The organism is Staphylococcus simulans, from assembly GCF_047037175.1.
GTDB classification, from domain to species: domain Bacteria; phylum Bacillota; class Bacilli; order Staphylococcales; family Staphylococcaceae; genus Staphylococcus; species Staphylococcus simulans_C.
The window spans coordinates 628,241-647,058 of the sequence record NZ_CP178241.1 but is presented as its reverse complement, the minus strand read 5'-3'; the positions used below and the strand labels follow the sequence as shown (position 1 = coordinate 647,058).

The window sequence follows — 18,818 nt, the reverse complement described above, 5'->3', positions numbered from 1 at the left end:
CTGAATAAACGACAAGGGAAGGTTTTCTAGATATGAGTTTAATAAATATAGCTATTGATGGCCCAGCAGCTGCGGGCAAGAGTACCATTGCACGAAAGGTTGCTGAAAGCCATTCTATGATCTATGTAGATACAGGCGCAATGTATCGTGCAATTACCTATAAATATTTAAAAGAGGGTAAACCAGAAGACTTTCAATCTCTAATTGAAAATGTAACATTGAAATTGGTTTATGACGATGTCAAAGGACAACGTGTATTGTTGAATGATGAAGATATTACAGATTACTTACGTTCGAACGAAGTCACGCAAAATGTATCCTATGTTGCATCTAAAGAACCCGTCAGAACATTTGCAGTTGAAGTACAGCAACAATTAGCTGCCGAGAAAGGAATTGTAATGGATGGACGTGATATCGGTACCGTCGTGTTACCTGATGCTGAATTGAAAGTATACATGATTGCTTCTGTTGATGAACGTGCAGAACGTAGACAAAAAGAAAATGAAGCAAACGGAATTCCTTCCTCTTTAGCACAACTTAAAAAAGAAATTAAAGCGCGTGATGAATACGATATGTCACGTGAAATTTCACCTCTACGCCAGGCAGATGATGCAGTTACAGTAAATACGACTGGAAAATCCATCGAAGAAGTGGCTGACATAATTAATCAACTTATTAGTGAAACGCAAAATAAACACTAATGCAATGTTAATAAATCATTAATTATATTAATTTGATTATAAAAATTCATTATCATTCTATGGCCAACCTAACAGATTCGATTTATTATGCCATACTGTGAATAATAAATGAGTTTTTGTGGTATATATTAAAGTGAGAATAAATACGTACATTGGAGCGTAAAAATAATACTTAAACACTGCAGAATGAAAGAGAAATCTTCACTTTTTGTGAATAGAGGTGAATTTCTTGACAATTCTGTCAGTTTGTAAGATGTTATAATTATGTAGTGTACAAGGAGGCATACAAGATGACTGAAGAATTCAATGAATCAATGATTAATGAAATTAAAGAAGGAGATAAAATCTCTGGACAAGTCCAAAAAGTCGAAGAAAAACAAGTGATTGTTGATGTCGACGGTGGCAAATTTAGCGGTATTGTACCGATTAGTCAATTATCTACTCATCATATTGATAGCCCAAATGAGGTTGTCAAAGAAGGCGATGCAGTAGAAGCTTATGTGACTAAGGTAGAAAATGACGAAGAAAATGAAACAGGTGCTTATATCCTTTCAATTCGTCAATTAGAACAAGAGAAGTCTTATCAATATTTACAAGAGAAACAAGAAAATAATGAAATTATCGAAGCTAAAGTAACTGAAGTCGTTAAAGGCGGTTTAGTTGTAGATGTAGGACAAAGAGGGTTTGTCCCAGCTTCATTAATTTCAACTGATTTCATTGAAGACTTTTCAAGCTTTGATGGACAAGTATTAGAACTTCGTGTTGAAGAACTTGATCCAGAAAATAATCGCGTCATCCTTAGCCGTAAAGCAGTTGAACAAGAGCGTAATGAAGCTAAAAAAGCTGAATTACTAGAATCTCTTAATGAAGGCGATGTAATTGAAGGCACAATTGCACGTTTAACTAACTTCGGTGCTTTCGTTGATATCGGCGGTGTTGATGGCTTAGTTCACGTATCTGAGCTTTCTCATGAACACGTTGATAAACCAGAAGACGTTGTTTCAGTGGGCCAAAAAGTTAAAGTCAAAGTTAAATCTGTTGAAAGAGACTCAGAAAGAATCTCACTTTCAATTAAAGATACTTTACCAAGCCCATTCGAAAGCATTAAAGGTGAAATCCATGCGGATTCTGTAATTGAAGGTCGTGTGGTTAGATTAACTGACTTCGGCGCATTTGTAGAAATTGCTGCTGGCGTTCAAGGACTTGTTCATATTTCAGAAATCAGTCGCAAACATATCGCTAAACCAAGCGATGTACTTGCACCTAATCAAACAGTGACTGTAAAAGTCTTAAGCATTGATGAAGAAAATGAAAGAATTTCACTTTCTATCAAAGCAGCTGTTCCAGCTGAAGAAGAAGTGCTTCAAATCGACGATGATGAAACTCAAGACTTCGTTGAAAGTAAACAAGACGAAGAAGAAAATGACAATCCAACATTAGGTGAAATGTTTGGCGACAAATTGAAAAACCTTAAATTTTAATTAGTATTTCGCTAACATCAGTCAAGACTGTAGTAAGTGTCCTAACTTCACACTTTACAGTCTTGACTTTTTTATTGTCTAATTTTTCTTTTGCTTTAAATTGGCCATGTGATAAAATTAACTAGATATATGAAAGAGAGGAAGTTAGCTTATGACTAAACCTGTTATTGCTATTGTAGGTCGACCGAATGTCGGTAAATCCACAATATTCAATAGAATTGTCGGTGAGCGTGTATCAATTGTAGAAGATACACCCGGCGTCACAAGAGACCGCATTTATTCAAGCGGTGAATGGTTGACACACGACTTCAATATCATTGATACAGGCGGTATTGAATTATCTGATGCACCATTCCAAACACAAATCAGAGCACAAGCTGAAGTCGCAATCGACGAAGCAGATGTCATTATCTTCATGGTTAACCAACGTGAAGGTTTGACGCAAACAGATGAAATGATTGCACAAATGCTCTATAAAACAAATAAACCTGTAGTATTAGCTGTAAACAAAGTAGATAATCCAGAAATGAGATCAGACATTTATGATTTCTATGCGCTTGGTTTCGGAGAGCCATTCCCAATTTCAGGTTCACATGGCCTTGGTATAGGGGATTTATTAGACGAAGTAGCCAAACATTTCAAAGATGAAGGCGATGACCTTTATGATGAAGATACAATTAGATTATCTTTAATTGGGCGTCCTAATGTAGGTAAATCCAGCTTAGTCAACGCTATTCTTGGGGAAGATCGTGTCATTGTTTCTAATATTGCTGGAACAACACGCGATGCGATTGACACAGAATATTCTTATGAAGATCAAGATTATGTCTTAATTGATACTGCAGGTATGCGTAAAAAGGGTAAAGTATATGAATCAACTGAGAAATACTCTGTATTACGTGCTTTAAAAGCCATTGAACGCTCAAATGTTGTACTTGTTGTGTTAGATGCGGAAGAAGGCATTATCGAGCAAGACAAGCGTGTGGCTGGCTATGCACATGAAGAAGGTAAAGCAATTGTAATTGTAGTCAATAAATGGGATACACTGGAAAAAGACAGTAAAACCATGAAAAAATTTGAAGATGAAGTACGTAAGAACTTCCAATTCTTGGACTATGCGCCAATTGCCTATGTTTCTGCGAAGGAAAAACAACGTCTGCGTACTTTATTCCCATTAATCAATGAAGCAAGCGAAAACCACAAAAAACGTGTTCAAAGCTCAACATTGAACGAAGTCATTACAGATGCTATCGCAATGAATCCAACACCGACTGATAAAGGTCGCAGATTAAAAGTGTTCTATGCAACACAAGTTGCGATTGAACCACCGACATTTGTTGTTTTTGTTAATGATGAAGAACTAATGCACTTCTCATATAAACGCTACTTAGAAAATCAGATTCGAGATGCATTTGGTTTTGAAGGAACACCAATCAAAATAATTCCAAGAAAACGAAATTAGAATTGAAAGGATGAAGTATATGAGTAAGGTTGCCGTTTTTGGTATGGGCAGTTTTGGTACAGCATTAGCGAATGTACTCGCACAAAACGGTCACGAGGTCTTAATGTGGGGTAAAAATAAACAAAGCATTGAGGAAATCAATACTTATCATACAAATTCACGCTATTTAAACGAAGCTAAATTAGAAGAGGCGATTCACGCTACTTCTGACTTAGAAGAAGCTGTCAATTTTTCAGATACGTATCTGATTGCACTGCCAACCAAAGCTATTAGAGAAGTCGTTAAACAAATCGATGAAAAATTAACTTCCAAAAAAGTATTTATCCATGTCGCAAAAGGTATTGAGAATTCAACATTTGAACGTGTTTCAGAAATGATTGAAGACTCTATCGCGCCAGAACATAATGGCGGTATCGCTGTATTATCTGGACCAAGTCACGCTGAGGAAGTTGTCATTCAACAACCTACAACAGTTGCAGCTTCTTCAAAAGACCCAGAAATCAGTAAACTGACACAAGATTTATTTATGAATGAATACTTACGTGTCTACACAAACAATGATTTAGTGGGTGTAGAATTAGGAGGCGCTTTAAAAAATATTATCGCTGTTGCAAGCGGTATTGTCGCAGGTATGGGATTCGGTGACAATGCGAAAGCGGCGTTAATGACACGTGGCTTAGCTGAAATCAGCAGATTAGGTGAAGCATTAGGCGCAGATCCAATGACGTTTTTAGGTCTCGGCGGTATTGGTGACTTAATCGTAACTTGTACTTCAACACATTCAAGAAACTATACACTTGGTTATAAAATCGGCCAAGGTAAAACAGTAGAAGAAGCGCTATCAGAAATGAACATGGTTGCTGAAGGATTTTATACGACAGAATCTGTTTATCATTTAGCGAAAGAAAAACACATTGATATGCCAATCACATCTGCATTATATGGCGTATTATTTGAAAACGTTCCGTTAGAGAAGAGTTTAAAATTATTAATGGATAGAGACAAAAAGTCAGAATAGAAATTAAATTAATTTACTATTATTGTATTTTTACACATAGGTAGCTAAAAATCCTTATAAATCGCGGTTTTATGCTCATAAATAATTGCGATAATAATAGGCGTTGTGTTAAAGTCATAGCATAATGATATTAAGTTATCATTAGCAAACCCTTGGGAGGTGACTCATAATGAACAAAACAGACTTAATTAACGCTGTTGCAGAACAAGCTGAATTAACTAAAAAAGAAGCTGGTTTAGCAGTTGATGCTGTATTCGAATCAATCCAAAACTCACTATCAAAAGGTGAAAAAGTACAATTGATTGGTTTCGGTAACTTTGAAGTTCGCGAACGTGCAGCCCGTAAAGGTCGCAACCCGCAAACTGGTAAAGAAATCGACATCCCAGCAAGCAAAGTTCCAGCATTCAAAGCTGGTAAAGCTTTAAAAGATGCAGTTAAATAATGAATTCAATACTTAACAGAAAAGCCCTTTTCGGGGCTTTTCTTTTTATTACATATTTTTATATTGAATTACTTTTAGGAGTGAAATTGCTAGATATTGCAAGCAGTTGAACAAAAGTGATTTTATTTTTCTATATATAATGTTAAGATGATTATTGATTAATAACGTGAGGTGCAGACATGGAGTCAACATTAAGTACATTAAAAAACCAAATAGATCGTAAGCTTAATGGTATACATAGTCATGAACCAATTCAGTACAATCATCAATTGGCTCATGTACTTGATGCACAGCAGATTTTGCCTGAAGCAAAAATAGCGTGTCTCGCAATTGATACATCCATGAGTCATCTTGATTCCATTACGAGCAGTCATCTTTCTAAAAATGAGATACTGATAGGGGATTTAATCAGTGCCCATTTTTATACATTGACTGCAACTATCAATGATTCAGAATATCTAGAAGCTATGAGCAATGCAATCATTAAAGTTAACGAATTAAAAACCGCTTTGCATTACAAAGCGCTTACTCATGATGCGATAAAAGACGCAATTCAATACATTGAAACAATCTTCCCTGAAATCACCATTGATCATTTCAATCCAAGTTCTGAATTAGATGCAGCGAAGCATAGTTTGATTAGATATGCTTCAGAACATCATCCAGCGTATCTTAAAGACTATAGTACAACAGAACTCGAAGCTATTTTTGAAGAATTGTGCAGCAATAATAAATAAAGTAGAGGTAATATATATGGCTAAAAATAAAGCAGACAAAGAAAAAGTTCATAAAGTCTTTCAAAACATTTCCACTAAATATGATCGATTAAATAATATTATCAGCTTTGAACAACACAAAGTATGGCGCAAACGTGTCATGAAATCGATGCAGGTTAAACCTGGCAGTAAAGCATTAGATGTTTGTTGCGGTACTGCTGATTGGACAATTTCGTTAAGCAAGGCTGTCGGTCCTACAGGTGAAGTCATTGGCCTAGATTTCAGTGAAAACATGCTGAAAGTCGGAGAAGAAAAAACAAAAAATATGGCGAACATTCAACTTGTTCAAGGCGATGCGATGGAATTACCTTTTGATGATAATGAATTTGATTATGTAACAATTGGTTTTGGTTTAAGAAATATACCCGGTTATATTATTGCGCTTAAAGAAATGAATCGTGTATTGAAACCAGGCGGTATGGTCGTCTGCTTAGAAACTAGCCAACCTACAATTCCAGTTTTCAAACAACTTTACCAATTATATTTTAAATTTGTAATGCCGATTTTTGGTAAGTTCTTTGCTAAATCTAAAGAAGAATATGAATGGCTGCAACAGTCAGCTTTTAATTTCCCAGATCGCGATGAATTAAAGGCACTGTTCCAATTAGCAGGATTCAGAGATATCGAAGTTAAAAGTTTCACTGGCGGAGTTGCCGCAATGCATTTAGGGTATAAGGAAAAAGAAACAGCAAAAGGTGATTAATGTGGATAAGCTGAACATTAATAGAGAAATTAAAAAAATTGAAAGACAACTTAAAGACACAATCAAAAGCAATAATGTTGTATTAGAGGAGGCAGCACATCACTTACTTTCATCTGGAGGTAAGCGTGTACGTCCATCTTTTGTTATTCTAAGCAGTGAATACGGGGATTCACCAAGAAACAAAGACACATATAAAATTGCTGTTTCATTAGAATTGATTCACATGGCTACATTAGTTCATGATGATGTCATTGATAAAAGCGATAAACGCAGAGGGCGTTTAACAATCAGTAAAAAATGGAATCAAGATACTGCAATCTTAACAGGCAATTACTTATTAGCTTTAGCGCTTAAACACATTGCATCCATTGAAGACAAAAGAATACATACGATTTTATCGCATGCTATTGTAGATGTATGCCGTGGGGAACTCTTCCAGTTCCAAGATCAATTCAACACCAATCAACCTATTACAAATTATTTACGTCGAATTAATCGTAAAACGGCTTTATTGATTCAGTTAGCAACTGAACTAGGGGCACTTTCTGCACACGCAGATGATAGAACTGCGAATAGTATGAAAAGAATCGGGCATTATATTGGCATGAGTTTCCAAATTGTCGATGATATTTTAGATTTCACAAGTACTGAAAAACAATTAGGCAAGCCGGTAGGCAGTGACTTAATGAATGGCCACATTACATTACCTGTACTTTTAGAGATTAGAAACAATCCAGAATTCAAAGGGAAAATTGATGCCTTGCAACCTAATAGCCCTAAAGAAGATTTCGCTTATTGCGTTAACTATATTAGACAATCAGAAAGTATTGAACAATCAAAACAAATAAGCAGACGTTATTTGCAAAAAGCAATTCATTTATTAGATGAATTAGAAGAAAATGCAGCTACAACTTGGTTTAAAAAACTCATTAAGCGCATGGAATCAAGAAATGTATAAAAAAACATATCTCAAAATATTGAAAGCGCTTAAATAAACTGTTAAACTAAAAATGTATTTATTTAGATTCATAAAATACACATCTATTTTCAGGAGGATTTGCGAAATGGAAAGAACTTTTCTAATGATTAAACCAGATGGTGTTCAACGTAATATTGTTGGAGAAATCATCACTCGTTTAGAGAAAAAAGGATTAAAACTCGTTGGCGGTAAATTTATGACTGTTTCCAAAGAATTAGCAGAAACACATTATGGTGAGCATGCTGATAAACCATTCTACGAAGGTCTTGTTTCATTCATCACTTCAGCACCAGTTTTTGCGATGGTAGTAGAAGGTGAAAACGTAGTAGAAGTAACAAGAAATATGATTGGTAAAACAAATCCAACTGAAGCAGCGCCAGGTACGATCAGAGGCGACCTAGGCTTAACTGTAGGCAGAAACGTTATTCATGGTTCAGATTCAGTAGAATCTGCGAAAAGAGAAATCAGCCTATGGTTCGAACCTAATGAACTAAGTGTTTACACAGCCAACAATGAAGCATGGTTATACGAATAATAATATAAAGTATACAAATTAAATTCATTTTATCCAATGTAAACCAGATTGAATCATTGATTCAGTCTGGTTTATTTTTATCCGCTTGAATAGTCAGAAAAATTTTACAATTAAATCATTTTAATTGTTTCTGTCCATATTTCACGTGTGCTATGATAATAGGTATACTTAATATTACCAATTTGAAATGGAGTGATTGCATAATGAGATTTTTAACTTCTGGAGAATCCCACGGACCACAACTGACTGTAATTGTTGAAGGTGTACCCGCTAACTTAGCAGTAACTGCTGAAGATATCAACGTAGAAATGTTTAAACGTCAAGGCGGTTATGGTCGTGGCCGTCGCATGAAAATTGAGAAAGATGCTGTAGAGATTGTATCAGGTGTACGTAATGGTTATACATTAGGAAGTCCGATTACCATTGTCGTAACTAACGATGACTTTACGCATTGGAGAAATATTATGGGTGTTGCTCCTATTTCTGAAGAAGAACAAGAACAGATGAAACGTACAATTTCTAAACCAAGACCTGGTCACGCAGATTTGGTCGGCGGTATTAAATATAATCACCGTGATTTAAGAAACGTCTTAGAACGCTCATCAGCACGAGAAACAGCTGCTAGGGTAGCTGTCGGTGCTTTATGTAAAATTTTATTAAAACAATTAGGCATTGATGTTTACAGCCGTGTTGTTGAAATAGGCGGTATTAAAGATGATGCAGAATATGATTTAGAAACAATTAAATCACATGAGGACAGCAATGATGTACGTGTCATTAACGAAGAGAAAGCACAAGCAATCAGAGACAAAATTGATCAAGCAAAAAAAGATGGCGATTCATTAGGCGGAGTAGTCCAAGTTATTGTTGATCATATGCCTGTCGGAGTTGGCAGTTATGTACATTATGATCGCAAATTAGACGGCAGAATCGCTCAAGGTGTAGTCGGTATTAATGCCTTTAAAGGTGTCAGCTTTGGAGAAGGATTTAAAGCTGCAGAAAAACCAGGCAGTCAAATTCAAGATCCAATACTATACAATGAGGAAACTGGCTATACGCGTGCTTCTAATCATTTAGGCGGTTTAGAAGGCGGCATGAGTAATGGAATGCCAATTGTTGTGAATGGTGTCATGAAACCTATCCCAACATTGTATAAACCTTTAGCATCCGTTGATATCGACACAAAAGAACCATTTAAGGCTACGATTGAACGTTCAGACAGCTGTGCTGTACCTGCAGCTAGTATTGTATGTGAACATGCGGTAGCATTTGAAATTACAAAGACATTATTAGAAGAATTCCAATCAAATTATATGGAACAATTACAAACACAAGTAGAAGAACGCAGACAACGCAACATTGAATTTTAAAATCAAAGGTGATTAAGATGCAACTGATGACAACATATCAAGATAATAACTATCCGATTATCATTCAACATGATGCAATAACTCATTTGAACACTTATCTTTCAAAATATAGAGACGTCGCTTTTATTGTTGATAATAATGTAGCAAATTTCCATCCCGCTAAAATTGAACAAGCAACATCCGCAGTTGATGCTGATCAAATTACACACGTGATTACAGTAGAAGGCAGTGAACAAACCAAATCATTTTCTGTTTATGAATCTGTACTTGAACAACTGTTGGAAACAGGGATCACACGTAATACATGCATTGTCGCAATCGGAGGGGGCGTAGTTGGAGACTTTGCTGGATTTATCGCCGCAACCTTATTACGAGGCGTCGATTTCATTCAAGTACCGACAACGATATTAGCGCATGATTCAAGCGTTGGTGGCAAAGTAGGTATAAATACGCCGCAAGGTAAAAATCTAGTTGGCGCATTCCATCGTCCAAAAGCAGTGATTTATGATTTAGATTTTTTAACTTCATTACCTTATACTGAAATTAGTAGCGGCTACGCTGAGGCCTATAAACATGCCTTATTAAACGGAGAAGATGCACGTGCAGAAATTGAAGCTGCATATCCAAACAAAACGGCACTCTCAGAACTGCATCGTTTAGATGAATTCTTATTGAAAGGCATAGAAACGAAACTTAATATCGTGGTTGCTGATGAACATGAACAAGGCAAACGTAAATTCCTTAATCTTGGTCATACTTTTGGACATGCGATTGAATATCATGAGAAAATACCACATGGTCACGCCGTTATGATTGGTATTATTTATCAATTTATCGTTGCAAACCACATTTTAGGTACAAATTATGATGTACAGCATTTCATCGATTATATGCAGCAATTGGAATATCCGCTTGATGTCGTCTTAAATCCGGAGTTCAACCCTTTATTAAATTTAATGTTAAAAGATAAGAAAAATGATCAAAACGGCGTTCAGATGGTACTCTTATCTGAAATTGGCAAACCCGTGGTAGCACACGTTGACAACAGTGTGCTTCAAACCGCATTTGAAGAACTACAAAACTTATTAAAGTGAGTGAAACGAATGAGTAAAACTGAAGAAATTAATGTTCAAGGACCTTTACGTGGTGAAATAGAAGTGCCTGGCGATAAATCAATGACACACCGTGCAATCATGCTCAGCTCATTAGCTGAAGGACAATCTACCATTTATAAGCCTTTGTTAGCTGAAGATTGTTTACGCACCATTCAGATTTTCCGTCAATTAGGTGTAGAATTTAAAGTTGAAGAAGATAAAGTCATCGTAAATTCTCCAGGTTATCAGAAATTCGTGACACCTCACCAAACACTCTACACAGGGAATTCAGGCACTACAACACGTATTATGGCAGGCTTACTAAGCGGATTAGGGATTGAATCTGTTTTATCTGGCGATGAATCAATCGGCAAACGACCTATGAACAGAGTCATTAATCCTTTAACTGAGATGGGTGCTGTGATTCGCGGTGTTGAAGGCAATTATACGCCATTAATCATCAGCAAAGGCCAAATTAGAGGCATTGACTACAAAATGCCTGTAGCAAGTGCTCAAGTTAAAAGTGCAATCCTGTTTGCAAGCCTATTTTCTGATGAACCTTCTATCATTAAAGAAATCGGTATAACACGCAACCATACTGAAACAATGTTTGCACATTACCAAATTCCAATTAAAACAGAAGGTATGACAATTGAAACAACGCCACGAGCGATTGATTCTATTCAAGCCAGAGATTTCAAAGTACCTGGTGATATTTCATCAGCAGCTTTCTTTATTGTAGCTGCTTTGATTACACCTGATAGTGATATTACAATTCATAATGTCGGAATGAACAAAACACGTTCTGGTATCATAGATATTGTACAAAAAATGAATGCGAATATTGAGGTATTTAATGTACAAGAAGGTGCTGAGCCTACCGCTTCACTCCGCATCCAATACACATCTGATTTGAAACCATTAAACCTATCAGGTGAATTAATTACACGTGCCATTGATGAAATCCCTGTGATTGCATTATTATGTACACAAGCCCAAGGCTCAAGTGTGATTAAAGATGCCGAAGAATTAAAATACAAAGAAACCAACCGTATTGAAACCACTTCCGATGAACTGGGCTTACTTGGTTTTGAAGTACAACCAACCAATGACGGATTTGTCATTCATCCATCTACATTCGAACACGCTGCAGAGGTAAGCTCTTACACTGATCATCGTATCGGCATGACATTAGCAATTGCTTCTTTATTAAGCAAAGAACCGCTCCATATCAAACGATTCGATTCAGTCAACACATCGTTCCCAGAGTTCTTACCTTTACTTAAATCGATAGCACAGAAAGGATAATTTGAAAGTATGGAAGATACACAGAAATTAATTGATGATATTCATCTGCAAAAAATAGATAATTTAGATAGCAGAGTGGAACAAGCCATTTCAACAGCTGATGATGATACTTTATTCATGTTAGGAGAAACACTCTATAACTATGGTTTAACTCCTCAGGGTTTAGAAGTATTCAGAGCTTTATACAATAAATTTCCAAATGAACCTGAATTATTAATCTACTTTATTGACGGATTAATTTCCGAGGATAAAACAGATGAAGCTTTAGAATATTTAAGCCAGGCAGATTTAACAACAGAACGACTCATGTTAGAGGCAGATTTATATCAACAAATTAACATGCTAGAAGTTGCCATTGATAAAGTGCAAGAGGCAATAGAATTAGAACCTAACGATCCTGTTCTACACTTCGCACTTGCGGAACTGATGTACTATGATGGCCAATATTTACGTGCATCTGCAGAATACGAAACCGTTTTAGAAACTGGAGAATATATGGTAAATGGTGTTAATTTATATGCACGACTTGCTGATAGTGCGTTACAAAGCGGAAACTATGATGATGCGATTAAATTATATGATGACATACATGAGCAAGATATGACGCCTGAAGACTACATGAAAAAGGCCTTAGCCTATGAGAAAAATGAACTCGTTCAAGAAGCAATCAAAATCAAGCGTACTTTATTAGAAAAAGACCCTGATTATATCCAAGGCTATTTTTATCTTCAACAGCTTTATTTACAACAAAGAGAGTATAAGTCTGCCATTGAAGTGGGTCATGAAGGACTTAGACTTAATGCGTTCTATAAAGAATTAATGTTATCGACAGGTAAACTAGAGTTAGATCAAGGTGATGCTGAAAAAGGCGTAAAACTCTTACTTAATGCATTAGAAGTAGATAATGCATATCAAGCACCATTGATTGAACTCAGCAGCTATTACCGTACTAAAGAAGATAATGAATCCATTATCGCACTCTTGCAATATGCAAGTGAGGACGATTTAGATCCTCGCTTTATGTGGAACTTAGCTTATGCGTTAGGCGCAGAAGAACGTGATAAAGAAGCGCAACACTTCTTCGACCTTGCTTATCCGACATTTGAAAATAATCCAGATTTCTTAGGAGATTATTACTTCTTCCTTATCGAAACAGGGCAAATTGAACAAGCTAAGTTACTATTACCTAAACTATTAGAACTTGATCCGAATAATGACGAATGGCAGCAAGAAGCCGAACGACTGCAATACGATTAAGGTGTTGGTGAATTGTAATGAAAGATTATGACAGTTTAAATCTGCAGAAGAAAAACTTGATTGATTATTTACTCTTTCAATATACGTTCAAATCAAGAATCAGCGTATGGGTATTGAACTTAATCAAGTCTGACATTCAACGTTTAGAAAATGTGTATTTTGTAGATGCACCGTTACCGCAACGAAATACACTGGAACTGGCAGTAAATGATACATCAATTATAGGTATTAAACTGACAATTGATCATAAGCAATATCATAATAGTAATGAGATTTTCCATCTCATCGCATATGAAAAACCAGTGTTGGATCTTAAAATCCATCTTCCTAAAAGAGATGTACGTATTGACGAAATATTATTAACGCAATTATTAACTTCACCAGAATATACGTCACATTTAAATGATTTGCATGCGGTCACTACGACACCACAAGCAGAATCATCATTGATTCACCGTCTGCAAAATACAATAGATTTAAGCTTACAAATCAATGACTCTGAATATTTCTATCGGTTATCGCACTTATTAAATACGATTAAAGCGAAATCCTACAACTTCCCAACAAAGGAATGAAAACTATGAGCATCTCGCAGTGGTGGAAATGGGCGTTATATACACGCCCATTTCTTATATTAGTGTTAGTTTGTAATATTTTAGGTACAATTTATGGTTACATATGGTATGGAAGCCAATTAAAAGAAGCTGCCTGGCACTATTGGATATTTATTCCAGATAGTCCTACAGCTTCGCTCTTTTTGTGTATTGTTTTATTACTTTATTTATTGAATAAGCAGAGCGCCATTATTGAAGCTTTAGCATTTATGACACTTATTAAATATGGTGTCTGGGCAGTTATCATGAATTTAATATTATTTTATCAATATGATGAAATCACAATCAGCGGTATGATGTTATTGGTATCACATGGTATTATGGCACTGGAAGCGATCCTATTTTATCCACGTTTTAAAATAGGTTTAGGTGCAGGACTGATCGCAATCATTTGGATTTTCCATAATGACTTAGTTGATTATGTTTTTATGCAGTTTCCGTACTATCCGTTTATCGACACACATCTAGAATTTGTAGCTTATATTGCGTTTATATTAAGTGTTATAAGCATAATTTTATACTTTTATTTAAAGAACCCGTTACAACGCAAATTGATTGACCAAAGTTAACGTTCTCAGTAAAATAATGTTATAAAGGAGTGAGCATTTTGTCTTTAGTAAGTATGATAATTTATTTTGCAATTTTAATGATTTTGCCACTTTGGGCACAACATAAAGTTAAATCTAATTATGAAAAATATTCACAAGTCAGATCAACAAGTGGTAAAACTGGACGAGAAGTGGCTGAAGAAATTTTACATGCCAATGGTATCAATGATGTTGAAGTACTAGAAGGTCAAGGTTTCTTATCAGACCACTATGACCCGACTAAAAAAGTAATTCGTCTATCTCCTGCGAACTACAATCGTCCAAGTGTTGCGGCAACAGCCATTGCAGCACACGAAGTAGGGCATGCGATTCAAGACGCTCAAGGTTATTTCTACTTGAGATTCAGACACGCATTGTTCCCGCTTGCGAATATCGGCAGCAGCTTGTCATACATCTTAATTATGGCAGGTATCGTCTTAACGTCGATGCAAATGGCAATCGGATCTACAGCATTATGGATTGGGATTTTCTTAATGGCATTTGCAGTCTTGTTCTCAATCGTTACATTGCCTGTAGAATTTGATGCAAGTAAACGTGCGATGAATAATATCAAATCATTACAAATCGTCAATGACAAAGAATATAAACACGCACGTAAAGTATTAAGTGCCGCAGCAATGACATACGTAGCTTCTACAGCTGTTGCAGTTGCTGAATTATTAAGATTTATCTTAATTGCACGTTCAAGCGATTAATTCAATAAAGTATTGAAACCTTGCTATTTCAGCAAGGTTTTTTTATTTACTTGAGATTGCACTTAAAATGCATAATAAAAAAATATAAGATATACTAGGAGATAAGATGTAAGGAGTTGAAAATGCATGAAAACAATGTCAGAGATGCAACAAGAAGTCGATGAATATATTGGCCAATTTAAAGTAGGTTATTTCTCACCCCTTGCTAATTTAGCACGTTTAACAGAAGAAGTCGGGGAACTTGCGCGAGAAATCAACCACGTATACGGTGAAAAGAAAAAGAAAGACACTGAAGAAGAAAATTCAATTAAAGCTGAACTCGGCGATAACTTATTCGTCTTACTATGTATAGCGAATTCATTAGATATCGACATGACTGAAAGCTTTGATGAAACAATGCACAAATTCAATACACGAGATAAAAATCGTTTTGAACGAAAATAAAACTATATAGAGAGATAAAGGAGAGTCGGTTTGAAATGAAGATAGGAATAACTTGTTATCCTTCTATGGGAGGTTCAGGCATTATCGCAACTGAACTTGGGATAACATTAGCTGAAAGAGGGCATGATGTCCACTTTATCACTTCAAACTTACCGTTTCGTATTCGAAAACCACTTCCAAACATTACTTTCCATCAAGTTGAAGTTAACCAATATGCGGTCTTTCAATATCCACCATACGATATCAGTTTAAGCACTAAAATTGCCTCTGTAATCCGGGAATATGATTTAGATATCTTACATATGCATTATGCAGTACCTCATGCGATTTGTGGAATATTAGGTCGTCAAATGTCAGGTAGAGATGTCAAAATCATGACAACCTTGCATGGTACAGATATTACTGTACTCGGTTTTGACCATTCACTTAAAGATGCGATTAAATTCGGTATTGAAAATAGTGATGTAGTCACAAGTGTAAGTCAATCATTAGCACGTCAAACTCAAGAAATTATCGGTACGAACAAAGAAATTATACCGATTTATAACTTTGTCAGAGAAGTTGATTTTCCGACAAAACGAAACGATGCGCTAAAACAAGTCTATGGGATTAATCCTGATGAAAAAGTATTGATACACGTTTCAAACTTCAGACAAGTCAAACGCATCGATACCATCATTGAAACATTTAAAAAAGTACGTGACCAAATTCCTTCTAAATTATTATTACTGGGTGATGGTCCTGAACTCATGGAAATGAAGCGCTTAGTACGAGACTTGGATATTGAAGATGATGTGATGTTCTTAGGTAAACAAGAATTTGTTAATCAATTTTACCAAATGTCGGATTTAGTACTCTTATTAAGTGAAAAGGAAAGCTTTGGTTTAACCTTACTTGAAGCGATGAAAACAGGGGTTGTACCTATAGGTTCAACAGCTGGCGGTATTAAAGAAGTGATTAAGCATGAAGAAACTGGCTTTATTGTTGATATTGGCGATAGCGAAAAGGCGAGTGAATATGCGATTGAACTCTTAACCAATGATACGTTATATCAGCGCATTCGCGAACAAATGTTGAAAGACGTCACAGAACGTTTCAACTCTCAATTAATCGCAGATCAATATGAATATTATTACAACCAAATGTTAGAAGGAAAATCATGAATAAAGACTTATTTTTAAAAGCTGCACCAATTTTAAACCAAATACAAGAAAACGGATTTGAAGCCTATTATATTGGGGGTTCTGTCCGTGATTATTTAATGAACCGTCCTATCCATGATATCGATATTACAACGAGTGCTTCACCAGATGAAATTGAAGCGATATTTGATCATACAATTCCAATTGGCAAAGAACACGGAACCATTAATGTTGTATATCAGAATGAAAATTATGAAGTAACAACCTATCGTGCAGAGGGTGAATATAAAGATCACAGACGTCCAGACGAAGTCTTCTTTGTCCGCGATTTATATCAAGATGTAGAGCGTAGAGACTTTACGATGAATGCGATTGCGATGGATACAGATTTTACAATTAGAGATTACTTTGGCGGTTATGAAGACATCAAACAAAAGCGTATTGTCACAGTAGGGCCTGCAGAAGAGCGTTTCACAGAGGATGCGTTGCGCATTTTGCGAGGCTTACGCTTTAAATCGCAATTGGGCTTTGAAATAGAAACAAACACATACAAAGCAATGAAACAACGCATGGCTGATACTGCGTATTTATCTATTGAGAGAATTATTGTAGAACTAACAAAGTTATTAGCAGGTAAACACGTTGCGCAAGTTTATCCATTACTTTTAGAGTTGCACTTTTTTGACTATGTACCATTTTTCAAAGATTATCAGATGGATCACATTCACATTGATGAACCCATCTCTTTAGAGTTACTGCTTGCGATAATGATGTATAAGCAGCCCAACACAAATGGTGCATTAGCTGACTTAAAAATTAGTAATGAGATGAAAAAGACAGTTAAAATGTACGATATGCTGTTTGATAAACTTGAAACGCTATCAGAGAAGAAAGCACTGCGTCTTTTAGTTTACGACTATGGCTTACCTGTACTATCTTATATATTGACGATGCATGAAACGTTAAATAAAAATCACATTTCCACAGGGCATCCTTTAATCGTCAATCAAACATCAATTAAAGCAATTTACAATGACTTAGTGATTTCCAAGAGAAGTGACATCGCTATCAATGGTAAAATCATATTAGAAACATTAAATCGAAAAGGCGGCCCATGGTTAAAAGACGTACTTAGAAACATAGAATGTGCCATTATCAATCATGAGTTGCAAAATGAACAAAGTGAAATCATAAAATGGGTGAAAGCAAATGTCTAAATACAGTCAAGATGTCGTTAAAATGTTATACGACAATCAACCAGAGTATATCTCTGGTCAAATGATTGCAGAACAGTTACAAATTTCTAGAACTGCAGTCAAAAAAATTATAGATCAATTAAAAGCAGAAGGGTGTGTCATTCACTCTGTCAATCATAGAGGCCATCAATTAGAACGCCTTGCAGACACATGGTATCCTGGAATTGTAGAACAAATTGTACATGTACAAGGATTTTTCGATGATGTCTATGTTTATGATACGATTGATTCGACACAATTAGCAGCAAAACAAAAAATGGTTGGCCATCAAAAGGCGATGTTGGTGTTAAGTAATGAACAAACCAAAGGCCGTGGCCGTTTTAATCGATTTTGGGATTCAGCAAAAGGGAAAGGCCTTTGGATGAGTGCCGTATTCCGTCCAAAAGTACCTTTTTCTCTCATTACAACATTCAATTTATTTATGGCACTAGCTATCAGAGAATCCATTCAACCTTTTTCGAAAGATAAAGTCGAAATCAAATGGCCAAATGATATTTACATTGGTTCAAAAAAAGTATGTGGATTCTTAACTGAAATGTCCGCAAACAGTGATGGTATAGAAGCTGTTATCTGCGGTATCGGTATTAATATGAATCAACATGCAGATGAATTTCCAGAAGACATTGCAAATCGTGCAACCAGTATTTTTGAACATGCAGATCAAAATATAGATCGTTATGCATTTTTAGATACATTATTGAAAAACATGAAAAAGCGTTATATTCAGTTTTTAACTGTGCCGTTTGAATCCATTAGAGATGAATATAGAACACATTCCAATATTTGGCATAGAACTTTAAAATTCACAGAGAATGATGAACAATTCAATGGTCAAGCTATCGATATTGATAAAGATGGTTTCTTATTAGTCGTTGATGAAGAAGGCAAAAATCATCGTTTAATGAGTGCAGATATAGATTTATAGAAAGGAGG

General features: G+C 35.7%; 20 protein-coding genes. All 20 read left to right on the top strand.

The genetic code is table 11. The annotated features are described in order from the left end of the window. Positions 1-32: 32 nt before the first annotated feature. Entirely contained in the window at positions 33-701 is a 669-nt protein-coding gene (cmk, locus tag ACFCT9_RS03020) for a (d)CMP kinase (RefSeq protein WP_412520732.1), read from the top strand. Between the two features lie 290 nt (positions 702-991). Next, positions 992-2,182 carry a 30S ribosomal protein S1 gene (gene rpsA, locus ACFCT9_RS03015; protein ID WP_412520730.1) on the top strand — a complete coding sequence of 397 codons (1,191 nt, stop codon included), beginning with the start codon at positions 992-994 and terminating at the stop codon, positions 2,180-2,182. Between the two features lie 151 nt (positions 2,183-2,333). Continuing rightward, positions 2,334-3,644, top strand: coding sequence for a ribosome biogenesis GTPase Der (gene der / locus ACFCT9_RS03010; RefSeq protein ID WP_412520728.1), 1,311 nt, complete (start codon positions 2,334-2,336; stop codon positions 3,642-3,644). Between the two features lie 19 nt (positions 3,645-3,663). Beyond that, complete coding sequence (locus ACFCT9_RS03005; RefSeq protein WP_412520726.1) at positions 3,664-4,662, top strand: NAD(P)H-dependent glycerol-3-phosphate dehydrogenase; 999 nt, start codon at positions 3,664-3,666, stop codon at positions 4,660-4,662. Between the two features lie 169 nt (positions 4,663-4,831). Then, entirely contained in the window at positions 4,832-5,104 is a 273-nt protein-coding gene (locus tag ACFCT9_RS03000; RefSeq protein WP_047131051.1) for an HU family DNA-binding protein, read from the top strand. A gap of 179 nt (positions 5,105-5,283) precedes the next feature. Continuing rightward, positions 5,284-5,841: a heptaprenyl diphosphate synthase component 1 gene (locus ACFCT9_RS02995; RefSeq protein WP_412520723.1), complete on the top strand. Its 558-nt coding sequence runs from the start codon at positions 5,284-5,286 to the stop codon at positions 5,839-5,841. Between the two features lie 16 nt (positions 5,842-5,857). Next, positions 5,858-6,583 carry a demethylmenaquinone methyltransferase gene (locus tag ACFCT9_RS02990; RefSeq protein WP_412520721.1) on the top strand — a complete coding sequence of 242 codons (726 nt, stop codon included), beginning with the start codon at positions 5,858-5,860 and terminating at the stop codon, positions 6,581-6,583. A gap of 1 nt (position 6,584) precedes the next feature. Continuing rightward, positions 6,585-7,541, top strand: coding sequence for a polyprenyl synthetase family protein (locus ACFCT9_RS02985; protein WP_412520719.1), 957 nt, complete (start codon positions 6,585-6,587; stop codon positions 7,539-7,541). A gap of 106 nt (positions 7,542-7,647) precedes the next feature. Then, positions 7,648-8,097, top strand: coding sequence for a nucleoside-diphosphate kinase (gene ndk / locus ACFCT9_RS02980; protein WP_412520717.1), 450 nt, complete (start codon positions 7,648-7,650; stop codon positions 8,095-8,097). A gap of 203 nt (positions 8,098-8,300) precedes the next feature. Continuing rightward, positions 8,301-9,467: a chorismate synthase gene (aroC, locus tag ACFCT9_RS02975; RefSeq protein ID WP_412520715.1), complete on the top strand. Its 1,167-nt coding sequence runs from the start codon at positions 8,301-8,303 to the stop codon at positions 9,465-9,467. 17 nt (positions 9,468-9,484) lie between these two features. Continuing rightward, complete coding sequence (gene aroB, locus ACFCT9_RS02970; RefSeq protein ID WP_412520713.1) at positions 9,485-10,561, top strand: 3-dehydroquinate synthase; 1,077 nt, start codon at positions 9,485-9,487, stop codon at positions 10,559-10,561. Positions 10,562-10,570: 9 nt separating this feature from the next. Continuing rightward, positions 10,571-11,869, top strand: a complete 1,299-nt coding sequence (gene aroA, locus ACFCT9_RS02965) for a 3-phosphoshikimate 1-carboxyvinyltransferase (RefSeq protein WP_412520711.1) — start codon at positions 10,571-10,573, stop codon at positions 11,867-11,869. A gap of 9 nt (positions 11,870-11,878) precedes the next feature. Then, positions 11,879-13,126 carry a tetratricopeptide repeat protein gene (locus tag ACFCT9_RS02960; RefSeq protein WP_412520709.1) on the top strand — a complete coding sequence of 416 codons (1,248 nt, stop codon included), beginning with the start codon at positions 11,879-11,881 and terminating at the stop codon, positions 13,124-13,126. 17 nt (positions 13,127-13,143) lie between these two features. Beyond that, entirely contained in the window at positions 13,144-13,701 is a 558-nt protein-coding gene (locus ACFCT9_RS02955) for a YpiB family protein (RefSeq protein ID WP_412520707.1), read from the top strand. 5 nt (positions 13,702-13,706) lie between these two features. After that, positions 13,707-14,309 carry a DUF1405 domain-containing protein gene (locus ACFCT9_RS02950; protein ID WP_412520705.1) on the top strand — a complete coding sequence of 201 codons (603 nt, stop codon included), beginning with the start codon at positions 13,707-13,709 and terminating at the stop codon, positions 14,307-14,309. A gap of 53 nt (positions 14,310-14,362) precedes the next feature. Continuing rightward, positions 14,363-15,043, top strand: a complete 681-nt coding sequence (locus tag ACFCT9_RS02945; RefSeq protein ID WP_412521609.1) for a zinc metallopeptidase — start codon at positions 14,363-14,365, stop codon at positions 15,041-15,043. 126 nt (positions 15,044-15,169) lie between these two features. Further along, on the top strand, positions 15,170-15,487 hold the full coding sequence (locus tag ACFCT9_RS02940; RefSeq protein ID WP_412520703.1) for a nucleotide pyrophosphohydrolase: 318 nt from the start codon (positions 15,170-15,172) through the stop codon (positions 15,485-15,487). Positions 15,488-15,522: 35 nt separating this feature from the next. Further along, on the top strand, positions 15,523-16,650 hold the full coding sequence (gene bshA, locus ACFCT9_RS02935; RefSeq protein ID WP_412520701.1) for an N-acetyl-alpha-D-glucosaminyl L-malate synthase BshA: 1,128 nt from the start codon (positions 15,523-15,525) through the stop codon (positions 16,648-16,650). Continuing rightward, a complete protein-coding gene (locus ACFCT9_RS02930) occupies positions 16,647-17,846 on the top strand; it encodes a CCA tRNA nucleotidyltransferase (RefSeq protein ID WP_412520699.1) in 1,200 nt (399 codons plus the stop codon). The genes bshA and ACFCT9_RS02930 overlap by 4 nt, the downstream gene beginning before the upstream one ends. After that, a complete protein-coding gene (locus ACFCT9_RS02925; RefSeq protein ID WP_412520697.1) occupies positions 17,839-18,810 on the top strand; it encodes a biotin--[acetyl-CoA-carboxylase] ligase in 972 nt (323 codons plus the stop codon). Before ACFCT9_RS02930 ends, ACFCT9_RS02925 begins: the two co-directional genes overlap by 8 nt. Positions 18,811-18,818 lie beyond the last annotated feature (8 nt).